Below are 17047 nucleotides of genomic sequence, written 5' to 3'. Positions count from 1 at the left end.
TCACATCAACGCTTCCGGTCGCCCGCGACTGACATGACCAATTGGGGAATAAGGGAAATACGGTGGCGCCTCCTTTCAGTTTAGAATCGGAAAATCGCCTTTAGTTTATCATGGGTATTTTTTTCAAGCGGACCAGGCTTCAAAACGCTCCATACGCTGCTCTCGTCACCCTCGCCGCGGCAGCCTGTTGTACTCCATGCTCTCCGCAGTATAACCTGCATGCATCATGACAAATGTTTGCGACCGCACAGACTTCAGGCTATATCGCTCAATACTATGAATATATATTGCCGGTACTCGGCACATATAAAAATATGGCGTTTTGCCAAGTTCTCTGGGGGATGGTTATGAAAGCAAAGACATTACTCTGTTTAGGAATGCTTGTACTGGTGACTCCAGCCTTGTCGGGGTGCTGGCTGCTCGCAGCGGGAGGTGCGGGAGCATATGGGGGCTATAAGGCGAAAGAGGAGGGCTACACGCTGCGGAATCCAGTCAAAAAGGAGAGGCCCAGCGAACAGCAGGAGGAGGACTGAAAAAATCATGGAGAGCGCTGGAATTTCACTTCGACCCGTGAGAATGCAGCTCATCGTTTTCGTCGGCGCGATTCCGCCATACCCCCACCCACGCTTCAAAATCATCTGCGATCATCGGCCAGGCATAGAGGTAGCCCTGACCTTCCTTGCATAAGACGCTTTGCAGAAATTCTGCCTGCGCTTCGGTTTCCACACCTTCGGCGATAATGCGCAGGCCGAGATTGAGCCCCATTGCGACAATGGCTGCGGCGATGGCTTCCGCGTCGGTGTTGCCGGGCAAATCGCGAACGAAGGACTGATCAATCTTCAATCGGTCGACGGTGAATTGCCTGAGATATGACAGACTTGAATAGCCGGTGCCAAAATCATCGATAGCGACCTTTACGCCAAGCCTGTCCAGTTCCCGTAATTTCTCCAGATTGGGCTCCACCCCCTGCATCACCACGCTTTCGGTGAGTTCCAGTTCCAGGCTGGCTGGCAATAAGCCAGATTCCTCGAGCGCGTACGCAACGGTATTCACGAAATCGGTTTGACGGAACTGCACCGCGGAAACATTGACTGAGATGCAGCCGTCCAGCAATCGACGGTCGCGCCACAACTGCGCTTGCCGGCAGGATTCGCGCAAAGCCCACTCCCCAATCGCGAGAATCAAACCCGTATCCTCGGCGACGGGAATAAATCGAACCGGCGAAATTAGCCCACGCGCCGGATGCCGCCAGCGCATCAGCACTTCAACACCAATAATGCGCTCTGTGGCAAGCTCGATCTGCGGTTGGTACACCAGGAACATTTCACCCCGCTCAACCGCACCTCGCAGATCGCGTTCAAGGCTCAGCCGTTCGATGGCGCGCGCTGTCATGTCGTCGGAGTAGAATTGATAGCGGTTGCGGCCGGCTTCCTTGGCTGTGTACATAGAGGCGTCAGCATTGCGTAACAGGATATTGGGTTCAGTGCCGTTATCCGGATAGATACAAATACCGATGCTTGCGGTCAGCAGCAGTTCGTGCTCTTCGATGCAGTAAGGATGCGCCAGGCCGGCAATGAGCTTTTCCGCGACCCGTGCGGCGTCCTCTGTTGTTTCGATCTCGCTCAAGAGAACAACAAATTCATCGCCTCCTACCCGGCTTACCGTATCGACGCTCCGAACCGAGGTTTGCATGCGTTCCGCGACGGCTTTCAGCAAATGGTCGCCAATATCATGGCCCAGCGAGTCATTGATTGGCTTGAAACGGTCGAGGTCCACGAAAAGGACAGCGAGACGGGTGGACTGCCGTGCGGCACGCTTAATGGCGACTTTCATACGATCCGCCAATAACGCGCGATTGGGAAGCCGGGTAAGGGAATCATAGTGTGCAAGATTCAGGATGCGCTGTTCGGATGCCTTGCGTTCGGTAATGTCACGTGCAAGAACGATGAAACGAGGCTCCAGTCCAGGATCGAGGCGTTTACGCGACACGGAAAGCTCGAACCACAACTTGTCTTCTCCTTCGGAACGCTCCAGTTCCAATTGCCTGCCGGATGAAAGGCCCTTTGCCTGCGCTTCCTGCAGCGCCGACATGATGACATCTGTCGCGCCGGGAGAAAGGACGTCCGAAACTTTTTTACCAACCAGTTCTTCAAGACGCGCGGCCGGTGAATCAGTGCGGCGGGCAGTGTGGCAGGCATGGACGCAGCCGTCCGTATCAAGCTCGAACAGCAGATCGGGGATGGCGTCCAGGGTGGCCTGCAATTGGCTCCTCGCCGCCAGAATTTCGGTTTTTTGGCGTTCCTGCTCGGTAATGTCGCGGATCATGGCGACAAAGTAGTCCACTCTACCGTCGTCCCTGCGCACACATTTGACGTCGATATTGGCAAGGACAATTGATCCGTTTTCGCGGACGAAGCGCTGATTCATTCCATAACCTTCAGAATCGCCGCGCATGACCCGTTCGAACTCAGCGGTGTCTTTCTCGATATCCGAGGGATGAATTATTTCAACCCAGGTTTTTTTTGCAAGCTCCTCGCGCGAATAGCCGAGCATCTCGCATAGCTGATTGTTGAAACGCAGCCAGCGCCTTTGGTCTGGAGAGGTGATTGCCATTCCGATGAATGGCAATTCATAAAAATACTTGAGGAGACGGTCCTGCTCGGCAGTACGGACAATGAGAGCCAATTGGTGAGCACGGTGCTGCTGGCGCCATAACAACAAAAGGGCTATGCTTACCGCAGCCATCGCGATCAGAATAACCACGCTGACCCAGAACACCAGCGTCCACAATTGAGCGAGTACTTCGCTTTGGTCAATTTTGGTGATGAGGCGCCAGTCGGTGCCGGCGACTGGCCGGTAAGCAACAAAGACCGGCTCACCGCGATAATCCATTCCAGCCGCTGTCCCGCGCCGTCCCTCATGCGCCGCAATAGCGCCTGGCAGGTCGTTTCTTGCAGCCAACGATTGACGCCGCACAGCGGGACCCGCCGAGTGGCGCCATTTGTTAAGGTAAGTAATGACTTCGCCGTCCTTGCGTATTAGCAGAGTTTCGGCGCTTGGGCTGCCGCCTGGCCATTTCTCGATCAGCGGGACAAGGAATTGCGCCAGATTCGCACGTAAAACCACAACTGCCACGGGTTCTTCACCCATCACGTCAGGCACCAGAGGTACCACGATATCAAGCCATGCTTCTCCACTTTCATCCTTGAACAGATCGCTGCTCTGTATCTGGCGTGTACGCAAAGCAGCAGGCAACAACTCCGCGGTAATGGGCGGCAGTTCATGTTTCTCGCCCAAGGCCAGCAGAGACAGGCCTGCCGTATCCATCAACAGCACAGACTCATAACTATAGGCTTGCCGAACGGCTTCCAGCCGGTTGCGAACGGGTTCTTGCAGTGTTTCATCCCTATTACGCACCATGTTCGCTACGCGTTCGATGAACGCCTGACTAACCACTATTGCTTCTGCATCACCGTGGCGCTCGGCCAGCCAAAGTTCGAGCTGCTCCGCTTTAAGGTCAACAATAGTTTGAAGGTCCGCGTAGGCTCCCCGTTCGATCTCCGGTCCGTACACCTTGACAATGCCGATACTCACCAATGGCGCGACCATTGCCAATGAGAAAAACATCAGCACTAGCCGATTCAGAGGGAAGCGTCCCGAATCGGATCCCTGGACAATCGGTGGGATAAGCGTGTCCCGCCCCAACTTGAGTAGCATATAAAACATGCCACTACTGATTGCGACAAGAATCAGTTCCTTTGCCAGATAGGCACGGCTCCGCAACACCGGATCATCAAAGGTGAGCGAAATCAGATAGCCCGCAACCGTGATCCACAGCGTTGAAAAGGCGGCGTACAGCAAGACGATGAGCCAGGGGTGGCGACTCATCATATAACGGTGGAGGGCAAGAGAAACTTTATCATCCGGATATAAAAAAGATGGAGCGTTTTCAAGAGACGATAGTGTTCCTGCTTTGGTTGGGTTTGCCTATTTGATGCCCAATCACCAACTGGAAAAATGGCAGGCTCAGCGCAGCCTAGTTGAGCATAAGAAGGCACGGCTGTCTGTGTGATCCCTAACAATACCTGCTATGCCTTGGAAATATATGAAACAGACTTCCCTCCAGGAGCGCTTTGCGGGAACGCGATCATCCATATTCCTCCGTGGGAACAGTCTATTTTCAAGATACGGCTGGGTACAGCCGCGGTAGCCGGCAGCGCTGTTAAAACGCCACACCTTATGCAGGAGGCGCATCTTTTATATAATGCATACTTCCGCGGGAGGAACACCATGAAAAACCGGATTGTCGCTATTGCCTTCATTTTGCCTATGTCGCTCGTTTTGTCCGCTCTGTCAGAGCGGGCGGGCGCCGATGAAACCTGCCGTGAGATTCTTGCAAGCGGGTTTTACGACCAGTATTCCAAAACCGACGGTCGGGTTAGAGACCGCGTTATGTACGCCGAGCTGTGCTCTTTAAACTACCCGCAGGCCATGAATACGATAAAGCAGACGCAGAAGTTCGGCAGCGATCGATCGCTGGGTCTATGGTATGGCCTGGTCAATCTGGACGACGGCGACCCTGAAACTGCGCCAACTCCGTTGGCCAATACCATTAGCGAAGAACGGTTCACTCAGTGGAAAGGCGGTTATTGCTCCAGGAATTCACCGGTTGAGTCTGCGCAGGCTGCAGAATTTCTCATGCATAAGATTGCAGATCGAAAGCCGGAGTTCGGGATATCCGTGGTCGATGCTCAAGCCACCTGCCTGAAGAAGCGCCAAGGGTTGACATGTTGGGCCACACCCGGCACATCCGCCACACCGGACGCGTCACAACGCGATGATATTCTGCTGAATGTCAATTGGAATAAGGCTGGGCCCGCGCAATCGCAGGCACAGCCCGAGGTTGCGTATTCCTTTTTGACACGAGGCGCTGTCTCGAAATTCGCAGGTGCCCCACCCAAAAGGGCTTTACCGGCCGGCTATAAGTTAAGCCCTGGAACCTTGCAGATTCCTGTCACAAGGCCAGCGGATGCAGGCATATTCGCAAGCTTCAAGGTAAATCACGAGGGAACGGAACATAGCTGCAAGGTTTTTATCCCCGGGGAACGGGATTTTCAACTGTCAGAACCTTTCGTTAACCGATTGAAGATCAAGTATCCCGGATAAAAGGATCATTGCCATCAGGGAGCTGCAATGGAAGGGGCGGCTGCAGCTCCGACTGCGGCTTCGACCGCAGCTTCCTCATGCGAGGATGAGGGGCGAAAAGAGAAGGTGGGGTGCAATAAGCGGTCGCATCGGTAATAGGAAGAACTGCATATCTTCATGCCAGTGATGCTATCCCCGTCAGAATCTCGTCAAACCGTTGCACTCGGTAGCTTGGCGCAACCTCTTCATAAGATTTGGCGCCCTGGTTGGAGTCAATGAAAATCGTCTTTATGCCGAGCAGGTTTGCTCCGTATGTATCCCGGAACATATCGTTACCTACGGAGATCACCTCTGAGGGTTCAAGGCCCATGCGCTCGAGCGCTTTTTTGAAAAGCCTTTGATCAGGTTTCCTGAAACCGTGGTGACTGGAAATGATGATTGGATTGAAATAACCGGTCAGGCCCACGGCGCGGATTTCCGGCAGCGCGTAGCAGGATTGGGCATCCGAGATAAGCGCGAGACGGTAACTTGCCTGCAGTTCATTCAATACTCTCTTTACGTCGGGATACAGCTGAAGGCGATTGCGGGAGACGCCACGGTAAATGTGCGCGACAACCTTGGCCAACTGTCCCCGGATACCATCCGAGCGAATTCCTTCCTGTATGAGGAACTCATTCCATATGGCCTCCACGTCAATTTCGGGGTGTTCCTCACCGCTCGCTTCTTTCTGCTGTTTCATGATTCGATAATAGCGTTCCCGCACTTCCCAGCGGTGCAGGTACACGCCATGATAGGTTAGATAGTGCGCAATGGTCCGATAGATTTCATCCATTGATTCATCGGTCTCGATGTCGATCAGCGTGCCGTAGAGGTCGAACACTATTCCTTTTATCGTCATGATAATTTACCTCAATGTTTTCCTGGCTTCGTCCAGTAACTGACGGCTATAACTTGCGTCAATCCAGGTGTTGCGCGCGATGCGCAGTAGCGTGAGCGCAGTGTAAAACGGCGTACGCCGGGTGATCGCAGCGAAAGCAGCGCCGCGGTCCGGAAAATGACAGGCATACTCCCACAGGAAGTGCCCGATAAAAGGCTCTGCCAGCCATTTGTCACCGGCTTGCTCCATGAAGAAGTGCTGGAGTTCGCCGACTACACGTCCCAGATCAAACGCCCTGTCTGAAGATTTCATCTGCTCGAGATCGATGACGATCACCCAGAGACCGTCTCCAAAGAGGATATTGGCTGGCGTCACATCACTGTGGACAAGGACTTGCCGGTCTTCCCACATGCAGGCTTTCCCTCGCCACCGATCCTTGTGTCGATGGAACTCCCGAACCTCGCCCCATTCAGCTCTTCCGGCATTTGTTAATTGTTCAAGAATGCGAGCGAAGTATTCACATTCTTTATTGAAGTCCACCTTGCTGTCTTGCGCGGTGCGGTTGTGCAGAGTGGCGAGAAAATATGCCAATGCGGTCAGTTTTTGGAAAAGAGCGTCCCGTGCGCCTTTTCGGATCGCCTCGACGATGAAATGCATGAGAGGCGCGCCGTAACAGAATTCCTCAACCAGTACCTTGTTAAGGCTTGCGTTTCGTCCGAGTGGCCGCGCAACATAATGCGGGTAGCCGGTAAAACCCAAATCACGCAGATGGTTTAAATTGTTGAACTCCCGTTCCATGTGGCGCAAGGCTGTCTCAGAGTCGAGGCCTCGGACGCCGCCAAAAAATTTCCCGATAATCCGCGTCTGGCTGTACTTTTCTTCGTATAGGTAGACATTGTTGGAAGCCGGGAGCCGGAAAACCCGAAAGTTGGGGGAATCTACCCTAACATTCAGCTGGGGAATAATATCGTCACGGAGATATGCATAAAAAGGGTCATCCGTCGATAGATGGCCGAGGTATTCCATGGTTTATTGATAGCAGTAACCATGAAAATTCTCAAGGTCATGCATTCAGGGGGATCTTCGTAAAAAATTTCCCCTTTCTCCCTTTTCCCTTATGCTGCCGGCCGACGTTAGATTCCGTGATTTGCAGACGATGTTTAGCCTCTGATTACGAGATCGAATACAGCGACCATAAACTCAGGCTCCTCCGGCGCCGGTGAGCGCAGCTTTACAATAAGCGCTTCCGGATTGAGTGCGCTCTGGAGAAACGCATCCTTTTCATTGTACGGATCTCCTTCGAAGTACATCTGCGTTACCAGTTCGTCGTGACGGCCTCTCACATCGAAATGGATGTGCGCTGGGCGGATTCCGATGGTTCCTGCGGGATAATGTAACGGCTTTATTGTTTTGAACCGATAGAGGCCATCGGCACCGGTAGTTATTGCGCCGAAGCCGTGGAAGTTGGGATCGAGGGGCGCCGGGTTTGTATCGTCGGGATGGGCATAACGACCAGCTGCGTTGGCTTGCCAAATTTCAATTTCCGCCCCCGCTACAGGCTCTCCCGAAGGATCCCGCAGATGTCCCGTGATAATGAGAGGCTGTCCCTTAGCGCGGCCGGACCCGCCTGGCACCCGGGTCAGGTCTCCACTGCGATCAGGCTTGCTCATGATGGGGTAAAACGGGCCCAGGATCTGGTCTTGGGTCCGATTCAGCGCGGTCTTTGCAAAAACAGCCGCGGACGGTAACAAGCCTGCGGCGAGCAACGCCGCTGATGCCTTTAATACCGTACGACGGTTCGACGCCGCGCGTCGATTTTGCGGTCCATTATCAACGCTCATGGCCGAGATCCATTTTCAGAATGTCCGGGGCTTATTCCCAATCGGCCCATGTGTCACCTTTATAAGTTCTTCCATACTAAATTACATTAGTACAGAATATGCGAATTTACCAGCTAAACTGATGCTGATGCGCTGGGCCTGGTATTCATATTCCCGGCACAGGCAATCAGCTTTTCCCCATGTCCCGGTATTCATATTTCGACGCTGCTTTTACTTTCAGGGCGGCGAGAGACTCAAGAGCTGGATCCGGGGTTTGTATTGGAGTGACACAGGTGGCGGGCGATGTCCACAAGTAGACCCAACGCAGATGTCATTGTCGTGGGCGGCGGACCGGCCGGTGCGATATGCGCCCTCATGCTCGCTCGCGGCGGCGCCTGCGTCAGCCTCCTGCATTGGGGCGGCTACGCCACTGAGGGCATCGAGCTTGTGTCGGGTCGGGCGCGCCGCTTTATTGAACAACATTGTTCCGACTTCTTCAGCCAGGCAGCGCCTGGAGTAGAAATCCACGAAACCGTTTCCCTTTGGAATACGCGTAAGCCCGTTACATTTAACGCCATGTTTAATCCTTGGGGTCCGGGCGTGGCGATAGAGCGTCCGCTCTTTGACGGCGCACTGCGCAATCTGGCCTCTGCCGCAGGCATATCTATGATTGCGGACGCCAAGGTGGTGGAAATTGAACGTACGGGTGATGGATGGCGGCTCCTGACGCGCTCGACGGGAGCCTCCTCAGGTGACGCGGATACGGAAAGGAGTTCGATACGCGCGCGTTTTCTAGTTCTTGCTACCGGGCGTGCGGCGACAGCGTTTCTCGACCGGTCATCAGTGGCCGAATCCTCTCAAATTGCTCTGATGACATCGCTGCAGGCGCAACATGCTGAGCCTGCCTGTGCGCCAGCGCTGAGATCCCATGATGCCCTCTATATCGAAGCCACGGGTAGCGGTTGGTGGTATGCCTTGCCCGCCGCGGATGGTGGTTATTTCGCCGGTTTTTGTATTGACCGTAATGAGCTCAAGCAGCGACGGGTGCCGTTGAAGGATTTTTTTTTCCAGGAGTTGCAACGCACCAGTCTGCTCTCTCCTCTACTGTCAGGCACGACAAGCATCGCGCCAATATGCGGTCGTACGGCTGGCGCCATAACGTTTAACCGAGCGGCGGGAGACGGCTGGATTGCCGTCGGCGATGCTGCTTTTGCATCAGATCCTCTCAGTGGCATGGGAATCGAGTGGGCGATTGAATCGGCCCAGCTTGGCGCTCACGCGCTGCTGGAGGCAATGCAGCGGAAAATGCAACGCGGGTCAACTGCAGCTTTTGCGGAATATGACGATGCAGTGAGCGCGCACGCCACGCGACATGGTAAAACAGCAGCTCAGCATTATGGGTGGCTGCAGGAGTCGAAGTACAAGTAGGGTATAGCAAAAAAGCGGGCAAAAAACGCTATTCCCCGTATATCCTGCTTGCCGGGGTGGGGCAGCGGGCTTGGTTTTGAGGCTTAGCTTTCAGTCTTGACTTTCAGGCTTTGTCCTCGATGCGAAGTCAATCATAAGCCGCCCTCATCATCCTGCTACCCCGTAAATACCCGAGCTAACGTCCGAAGCGAGATGAGTTGAGTTTCACGTCGGCGCGCGCCCATGATTTCCTGAAACGTGCCTCGATGAGCCCTGATTCGTACTCTTTCTTCTGTGCACGCAATGCCTGCAACAGCCCATAAAGCGCCCAGCCGTTATCGCGATTCCGTCGCAGGTCTTCCCAGTAAACCGTCTCTGCCTCGGCCGGACGTCCGGCCTCAAGCAAGATGGCGCCCAGCGCAAGCCTTGGCGGATAGTGCCATTCCAAAGGCTCAGTATAAACCAGTGCATCCTCAAGGCGGACCGCACGTTCGAGGTGAGCGATGGCGGAATCGAATTGTCCGTATGCAGCGGCGATTTCGCCGGCCAGAACCTCGGGCCCGATCTGCAGTACGGTGCGCGGGGTATTTTTCGAAAAGAGCGCGCCGTCAAGCGAAGGATCTTTCATGATCTCACGCAGGGCTTCCAGTTCCTGCTCGGCCTGGCGGATCTTCCCGGTCGCTACAAATGCCAGACCGCGTACATGGTGCCAGCTGCCCTTCAGAAATGCGTTTGTGGCTGGTGGCGCCGGCTCCTCGAGAATCTCCTCCCAGTGCCCGAACCGTGCCAGCGCCCAATACGGCACCATCCGGAATACTGCGGTCAGCGGCATCTCTTTCAGCACTGCATCATCTATCTTGGCGGCAAGCTCTCGCGCTGATTTGATCGCAATTTTGCTTTGGCCCCCTGCCGTAGCAGCGAACCAGAGAAAGTGGATGTTATGCGGATAGTACGCCATAGGGTACAGCCCCTGGGCGCGGCACTGCGTGATGTAATCCTCGTCGGCTGCGATTGCCAACTGGTTGCTTTTCATTGCGTCCGCATACCGTCCAACCCGTTGATAGATGTGCGATGACATATGTATCATGTGTCCCGCAGCCGGCATCAGAGTCAGCAGGGTATCTGCTGCCTTCTCGGCGAGCTCGGGCGTGGCCGTCGGTTCGATGAGGTGAATGTACATATGCAGCGCGGCAGGATGGGTCGGGTATCGGCGCATTACATCCTCTGTGAGGGCCACAATTTCAGCCGTTCCCTCATGTGGCCGGCCATCAGGCATCCAGTAGCCCCAGGGGCGGAGATCCATCATCGACTCCACATAAAGCATTGCAATGTCGGGATCGTCCGGAAAACGCTGGTGTACGTCCCGCATTGCGTCCGCGTACGCCTTGTTGTTTGCCATACGGTGCTCGGTCTTTCCGGAATAACGTTTTTCGAGGGCGCGGATAAGAGCCTGCTCTCTCGGCGAAGCGTTAGTCATAAGCAACCTGGCCTGCTGCACCATCTCATAAGCCTGTGGTTCCTCGTTTGGTTCCATCATCGCGTTGATGTTGGGGCCCAGCACGAGTGCCTGACCCCAGTAAGCCATCGCCAGCGTGGTGTCGAGCCTTGCGGCTTCCCGGAAAGCGCGCCGTGCTTCAGCATGGTTGAAACCGTAGGCGAGATTAAGTCCCTGGTTGAAAAATAGCTGTGCTTGTTTGTTCCGCGTGCTGACCGGGAATGTATGAGGACCGAGATCCTGCAGCCTGGGTGCAAGCTGGCCGCCTGGTCCTGGCTGCTCTGCCATATCGGAGGCCTCATAATGTTTGTGGCCGGCTCCGTGTACCGCGGAGCGTTTGGATTCAACGAGCGCCTTTTCTTTGGCGGGTGCTTCTTCGCCAAGCTGAGCGGATGAGCAGGGGACACTTGCGGCAGCGAGCACCAGCCCTGCCAACCAGAAATTAAGCGCATGGAATTGCATTACACACCTCCTGTAAAAAGACTTAATTTAACGAGCAGCCGGATATTTCTTCCTGCTCGGATCAATCGTTAATTCTCTGCAGTCGTCGGGTCAATCACGGATTTGATGCGGGAAATACGATTAGCAGGAAATCCGCCCTGTTCAGCATGCACTCTGACGGCGGCTTCGTCGGGCGCGATATAGATGCAGTAGATTTTGTCGTCTGTCACATAGCTTTCCAGCCATTGGATTCGTGGACCTATATCACTCAGTATGGCGCAAGATTTCTGGGAAATGATCTGTAGATCAGGTGTGGTAAATGAACCTGCTCCCGGGATATCGCGTTCGATAATATATTTAGGCATCCAAATTTCCTCGCTAATTTAAAAACGACCGGTCGTATTTATACAAGATAAAAATTATGCTCTGAAAAACTCCCCTAATAACTGATTACAACACTGTTTGACCGGCGCGGACGATTTTTCTATTTTCATCCTCAGTAGCGCGCCCTGCCAACTATTCAACAATAGATCGGCCATGTCTTCGGCTGATTTATCCAACCTCACAGTGCCTTGTTGTTGTGCCTTGGCCAACCCGGACTGAAGCAGTTTCCGATAACGGTTGACTGCTGATTGAAGCGATTTCTGGCAAACCTCGCTTGTATCACCTATTTCTCCCATCAGATTGCCCAGCAAGCAGCCGCCTTTGAACTGATTCTTTTCAAGCTCGGCAATGAGTTCGGTGAAGTAAAGCTGTATTGCACTAAGCGCATCAGTCTCGGATTGCTGCAAATGAGCGGCCAGTTGTGTAATAAAAGGATCGATGTAGTGTTGAATGACTTCAGCGCCAAAATTTTCTTTGCTGCCAAAGTAATTGTAAAAAGAGCCCTTGGGAATATTGACCGCATCCAGAATTTCCTGCAGCCCCGTACCATGGTAACCTTGCCCCATGAGCATGGTTACCCCCTGATTCAATAGATTTTCTCTATTTATTTCTTTCTTTATCGATTTAGGCATGTGCTAATAATACGACCGGTTGTCTTGTTTTGTCAAATAGAAAAACCGCGAGCATCGGGCGGATATTTATTAGCCGGCGGGAGAGGTCGAGCGCCGTTCGATGTTTAACTGGATGCGCCGGTGCCCGTTGTTGCCGACTTGGGGCGCCAGAAGTGAATCAAGCCGCCGGCAAGTCCCGCAAGGCCTACCACCAGTAGCAGAAAACCCCAGCCGGTACCGCCATTGCCGGTATGGACATAATCCCCGGCTTTTCTTACATCCAGGGGAATAGTAACCAGATTACCTGTATTCCCCGAGGCGTCGTCGCCAACCAACAGCACACGATACCTGCCCAGCGGCTCCAGATTGACTACCAGCGGAATGTTTCCTGAAGTGTATTCCACGGCCGGCACCGACAATACCTCGCGTTCTTCCCCGTTTTCTATTTTCATCAGTCTCACTGCCAGCGGCATCTCGCGAAATTCTGATGCCAGTATATCTATTACCAGATTCAGGGCGCCGGCTGGGACCGGTGAGCAAAACGGAGGGTAGGATGGATGATCGCCATCCGGCACGACATATGCATTGAAGCCGACCGGGAATGCGCCCGTCTGGACGATACACGCGCCCCCGGAGATGGACTCTTTTTGTGTCGCGTGATTGTCGGGGCGATGAAGCTGAAGGGCTTCAGTTTGTTGGGCATGGGTGACCTGCGAAAATGCCAGAGACATCAGTATCGCGTAGCGGAAGTAGAGCACCGAGCAAAAAAGCTGTTGGGTCATTGTCTACTCCTGTTTTGGAACAATATGGGGTGGAACTGCATTCCGTTCTTGCAAATACAGCGGAAAATCAGATTTGATTAGCGGCAAGTTGGACTGCCGTTGTTTTGCCCAAAGGCAAATGACCTCTTTTCTTATAACCATATTCTGATTATGGTATTAATGCAACGGCCGTATCAGCGCACGGTACCGCGGACTTGCAAGCTTCCAGGCTCTCAAACGCATTATCACGTCATCAGCGGAAGCGTGTAACATAATCGCGTACTCTGTTGTCCTCTTTCGATCCACTGGTATGGGAAAACGCACTTGAACTTTCGGCTGCCAATAACACCCCCGGCCCCCTGACACTTCGATTATCCCGTGAAACATTTGAGTAGTCCATTCTTCCTCTTGGAATATTAGACAGAGCCGAGTACGATTCACGCTCGTTTTTTAATTATTGAATTTGCTTGCCGGTGCTGAAGTCGGCTGTGCCGCTGGCATCCAGCGATAACCAGGGGTGGGATCGCGGGCCGGGTATGGGAATATAATTTTGTGAAAGCGCATTCGTCGGGCTGCTACATACGGCAAAGGAGCATGGACGCCCACGAGGTGGCGTAGCTATGAAAGTGGGGGAGGCAGGAGAGAGAGCGGGAGACGAGTGTGGAGGCGGCAGTCCATCTTAATTCTCTAATCAGGAACCGCCCGATAAGCCAGGATATCAAGCATAATCTTTTCTGCTAGGAATCAGCCCCTCAGCAACATAGCAGAAAAATGAGAAATGCCGGATTGGATTGGGACTATGGGTCAAGCACGGCGGTCAAGCACTTTCTTTAAAAAATATCGCGGCTTCGTCTCTTTTTCTTACCGGTATTTTTTCAACATTTGTCAAATGCGTTTGGCTGTTCGCCTGGAAATGTTTTACCATTTTTTGCCGAAAAGCCGCCGATCTGTGGTCGAACAAGGTAAAAGCAATGCCGAACACATCTTGATCATGATGTTTTTTCATTTTTCAGCCCCTGAAGGGAATAATTAAAAAGTAGACTGAGCTATTGCACAATCGGCGACTCTCCCGCGTACCAATAGGGCTGGCCAAGGGTTCTTTAAGGCGGTTCTTTAAGGTGGTAACGATTTTTCAGTTCTTCCAAAATTTACTACCGTATTCCGGCACTTGCCAGGTGGTCAGCATAAAACAGGACTTTTACAATATTATGAAAAGCTTCATTTCGAATTGCGCACATTGTCACGGGAGGAACCGCGTCCCGTTTGTGCGGAACCGAACGGAAGCTCCATTAATTAGGTGGCATTTACAGTATTGGTATTTCTACCGATGATTGGCCATTGTTCGGCTGAGCGCGCGGGGAGATGCGTTATCAATTGTTATTGACATACTGTTTAACCCGCACTCTGCTGGAAAAATGAATAAGAATGCCGGCAGAAAAAAATAACAAATCGATTCTTACTTCCCCCGCAGCTTAAATTCGGCGTACCTGAAAATTATGCGTAATTGCCATTCTTGAATGTATTCGGCTGATATTTTCCTATCCATGGAAATTCCGGGTTGCTTTCGCGTTTATCGAACTTTGGGAATTTACCCCGGTTTATGAGAAACAGGATCAGTTCGCGCCTGGCCGGTAGTAGCCAGCAATTGGCAGGTGGGCATGAGCAGCCGTGGTACCGGTCACGCAGATTCAGCATTTTCAGTTTGGCGTTTTTAATCAGCGCCGCGATCAGCCTGGCTTATATCTACAGCCAACCCGCCGTTTATCGTAGCAGCGCAACCTTGCTGACCTCGGCTATGACGGCCATAGACCGCGAAAGCAGCGATGCGGACATTCAGCACGTGGCTATTCAACGACAGATTTTTTTAGGGCATGAGATCGCTGCCGAGACTGTGTCGCGACTCAAGGCCTCGCCTGTAGGCAAATTTCTATCCCAGTTGACGGCATCGGATATTCAGAATTTATTGAATGTCGAGCCCGTCTCGGAAACCAATCTCGTCGAAATAGTGGCAGAGGGTACCGATCCGAAATTTTTGCCGCTGCTCATCAATACCTGGATCGATGTGTACCTCGATGCAAGGGCTGAAGAAGTCAAAAAATTGACAAGCAATACTCAGCGTATTGTGGAGGACGAGCTGGAGGGACTTGCTGACAAGGTAGATTCCGCACGGGTAGCGCTGGAGACGTTCAGACGAAATCATGATATCTCTTCTACCCAACGCGAAGAAAATGAAGCAGCCGCCCGGCTTAGAGGCCTGAATGAGTCGCTCAACAAAGCCAGCGAGGAAGAAGTCAAGGCGAAATCGAAGCTGGACTCTGTCAGAGTGGCTATTGCCCGGGGAAAAGCGGTGGTGCCTGACGACGAAAAGGGCAGTTTGGTCGATCTCGAAACGCGATTGCAGAATTTGCGCGAGAAACTTGCCGAATTCGACAAAAAATTCACCCGCGAATATTTAAACCTGCAACCCGATTTGAAATCTATTCCTGAGCAAATCAAGGAACTGGAAGCTGCGGTCAATAGCAAGCGCCGGTATGGTCAAAACGTGGTATTGACGGATGCCGAAATGGCTTATGCCGCTGCACAACAAACCACTAGCGGCATTCGGGCCCAACTGGACGCGCATAAAAAGCAGGCGTTCGCATTCACATCGAAATTTGCCGAGCACGACGCGTTAAAAACCGATCTGGAGGGTTTGGAAACACTCTATCGTGACGCCCAGGAGCGATTGGTTCAAGTCAAAACCGGCCGCAAGGATAAATATCCGCAGGTAACCGTCATCAACCGGGCTTATGAGTCCGCCAAACCGGTGAGGCCTGACTATAGCCGTGAAGCTTTGATAGCGGTAGCGGGTTCTTTACTGCTGGGACTCTTCAGCGTGTGGATTTTCGAATATTTGACTCAAAAGAAAGAACAGCAGCCATCTATTGCGATTTTCGGTGTACAGAATTATCCAGAGCCTGCCGCCAAATTGATCGACCATCCTCCTCATACTGCGCTCGGTACTGCGGCCGGTTCACTGGAACAGAAAACAACCAATACCCTGTCGGGCCCGACTGTTCCTCCTTATAGAGAACTTTCCAGTCATCAGTTAAGGACTTTGATCAACGCTTCAAACCTTAAAGGAAAGCAGTTGATCGGGTTATTGCTTAGCGGCATGAATATTGATGAGGCCGCATCTTTAACACCGGATCAAATCAATCTGGCAGCAGGAACCATCAACCTGAGGGGAGCGTCGCCGAGAACCATTCCCCTGAGCAATTCGCTTAAATCGCTGCTTATGCAGTCGGATGGCAGGCCAGTATGGAGTGCTGATGATCCTGGAACGCGTATCGACCTGTCGGCTGCTTTGGTCTGTGCTGCAGTGGACTCGGGTCTGCCAGACTCCCAGGAAATTACTGCTGAAGCGATTCGACATAGCTATATCGCTTATCTTGTACGTCAAGGGCTGCGATTATCGGATCTTGAACAAATTGTAGGCGATCTGGAGCCCTCTGCTATTTCCAGCTACAGCGCCTATTCACCCCCACAACAAGGCCGTCATATTCACGAGATCGAGTTAATTCATCCTGCATTGATTAATACAATCTGACGAGCAGGGTGTGTGCGTACGATCTTTTGAACCCGCGGTAGCCGATTTCCAACCGCAGGGACGAAAAAATCAGGCGTCGGCGGGCGGCAGGCGGCAGCAATAAGCCAACTCTCGCAGAAACTTGAGGATCGAGCGGGAGCGGATCAGGCAAGCGGATCGGCCAGCGTTACGGGGCCGTGATCGTCACAATGATCATCGTGGGGGTAATGGAGGTGCCCATCGACCAGATAGTCGATGTGGTCGCCGTGCGGGACTCTTTCATGTCCACAATCAGGCCCGTGCATATGTTCCTGCTGGTGTCCCGCGCATTTGTGGGCGGGCGTGCAGCTGTCCGGATTGATCTCCGTTATATCTATCACATGTTCATCGATATGATCCCCGTGCGGGTGATGCAGGTGGCCATCGTGCAGATAATCGACATGGTTGCCATGCACAATACCTGTGTGGTCGCACTCCGGGCCGTGGGGATGAGTGTGATTTTCGTGCTGGGGCAGGATACAATTAGTCATTTCCGCTC

The 17047-nt window shown here is 52.9% G+C and carries 14 protein-coding genes; 4 read left to right on the top strand and 10 right to left on the bottom strand.

What is annotated here, in order from left to right:
* The first annotated feature begins 347 nt into the window (after positions 1–347).
* Complete coding sequence (locus BMX66_RS03580) at positions 348–533, top strand: hypothetical protein (protein WP_090879797.1); 186 nt, start codon at positions 348–350, stop codon at positions 531–533.
* A 25-nt stretch (positions 534–558) separates the two neighbouring features.
* Here the strand turns inward: BMX66_RS03580 and BMX66_RS03575 are convergent, their stop codons facing one another.
* On the bottom strand, positions 559–3891 hold the full coding sequence (locus tag BMX66_RS03575) for a bifunctional diguanylate cyclase/phosphodiesterase (RefSeq protein WP_255398790.1): 3333 nt from the start codon (positions 3889–3891) through the stop codon (positions 559–561).
* A gap of 399 nt (positions 3892–4290) precedes the next feature.
* Here BMX66_RS03575 and BMX66_RS03570 point away from each other — a divergent pair, with 399 nt between their 5' ends.
* Positions 4291–5166: a hypothetical protein gene (locus BMX66_RS03570; protein ID WP_090878432.1), complete on the top strand. Its 876-nt coding sequence runs from the start codon at positions 4291–4293 to the stop codon at positions 5164–5166.
* Positions 5167–5320: 154 nt separating this feature from the next.
* Here BMX66_RS03570 and BMX66_RS03565 read toward each other — a convergent pair whose 3' ends face one another.
* From BMX66_RS03565 to BMX66_RS03555, 3 genes are all read right to left on the bottom strand, one after another.
* Positions 5321–6043 carry an HAD family hydrolase gene (locus BMX66_RS03565; RefSeq protein ID WP_090878430.1) on the bottom strand — a complete coding sequence of 241 codons (723 nt, stop codon included), beginning with the start codon at positions 6041–6043 and terminating at the stop codon, positions 5321–5323.
* Positions 6044–6049: 6 nt separating this feature from the next.
* The gene (locus BMX66_RS03560; protein ID WP_090878428.1) at positions 6050–7048 is read right to left on the bottom strand and encodes an aminoglycoside phosphotransferase family protein; all 999 of its coding nucleotides are present in this window, start codon (positions 7046–7048) and stop codon (positions 6050–6052) included.
* Between the two features lie 134 nt (positions 7049–7182).
* Positions 7183–7863 (bottom strand): dioxygenase family protein, encoded by a 681-nt coding sequence (locus BMX66_RS03555; protein ID WP_090878425.1) that lies wholly within the window; start codon positions 7861–7863, stop codon positions 7183–7185.
* A gap of 282 nt (positions 7864–8145) precedes the next feature.
* On the opposite strand from BMX66_RS03555, the gene BMX66_RS03550 reads away from it, so the two are divergent.
* Positions 8146–9270 (top strand): NAD(P)/FAD-dependent oxidoreductase, encoded by a 1125-nt coding sequence (locus tag BMX66_RS03550; RefSeq protein WP_090878423.1) that lies wholly within the window; start codon positions 8146–8148, stop codon positions 9268–9270.
* A 175-nt stretch (positions 9271–9445) separates the two neighbouring features.
* Here BMX66_RS03550 and BMX66_RS03545 read toward each other — a convergent pair whose 3' ends face one another.
* The 5 genes from BMX66_RS03545 to BMX66_RS03525 all read right to left on the bottom strand — a co-directional run bounded on the left by BMX66_RS03545 (position 9446) and on the right by BMX66_RS03525 (position 13947).
* Positions 9446–11206, bottom strand: coding sequence for a tetratricopeptide repeat protein (locus BMX66_RS03545; RefSeq protein ID WP_090878421.1), 1761 nt, complete (start codon positions 11204–11206; stop codon positions 9446–9448).
* 68 nt (positions 11207–11274) lie between these two features.
* On the bottom strand, positions 11275–11550 hold the full coding sequence (locus BMX66_RS03540) for a DUF4242 domain-containing protein (protein WP_090878419.1): 276 nt from the start codon (positions 11548–11550) through the stop codon (positions 11275–11277).
* Positions 11551–11604: 54 nt separating this feature from the next.
* Positions 11605–12201 carry a TetR family transcriptional regulator C-terminal domain-containing protein gene (locus BMX66_RS03535; protein ID WP_090878417.1) on the bottom strand — a complete coding sequence of 199 codons (597 nt, stop codon included), beginning with the start codon at positions 12199–12201 and terminating at the stop codon, positions 11605–11607.
* Positions 12202–12305: 104 nt separating this feature from the next.
* Positions 12306–12962, bottom strand: coding sequence for a hypothetical protein (locus BMX66_RS03530; RefSeq protein WP_090878415.1), 657 nt, complete (start codon positions 12960–12962; stop codon positions 12306–12308).
* A 796-nt stretch (positions 12963–13758) separates the two neighbouring features.
* Positions 13759–13947 (bottom strand): hypothetical protein, encoded by a 189-nt coding sequence (locus tag BMX66_RS03525; RefSeq protein ID WP_090878413.1) that lies wholly within the window; start codon positions 13945–13947, stop codon positions 13759–13761.
* Between the two features lie 594 nt (positions 13948–14541).
* Between BMX66_RS03525 and BMX66_RS03520 the strand changes: the two genes are divergently transcribed.
* Positions 14542–16530, top strand: coding sequence for a GumC family protein (locus BMX66_RS03520; protein ID WP_090878411.1), 1989 nt, complete (start codon positions 14542–14544; stop codon positions 16528–16530).
* A 143-nt stretch (positions 16531–16673) separates the two neighbouring features.
* On the opposite strand, the gene BMX66_RS15775 is transcribed toward BMX66_RS03520, so the two are convergent.
* Positions 16674–17039: a hypothetical protein gene (locus BMX66_RS15775; protein WP_090878409.1), complete on the bottom strand. Its 366-nt coding sequence runs from the start codon at positions 17037–17039 to the stop codon at positions 16674–16676.
* Between the last annotated feature and the right edge of the window lie 8 nt (positions 17040–17047).

The sequence above is a fragment of the Nitrosovibrio sp. Nv6 genome (genome assembly GCF_900110495.1).
In the GTDB taxonomy this organism is placed as follows: Bacteria; Pseudomonadota; Gammaproteobacteria; order Burkholderiales; family Nitrosomonadaceae; genus Nitrosospira.
This window is presented reverse-complemented; position numbering and strand designations above follow the sequence as displayed.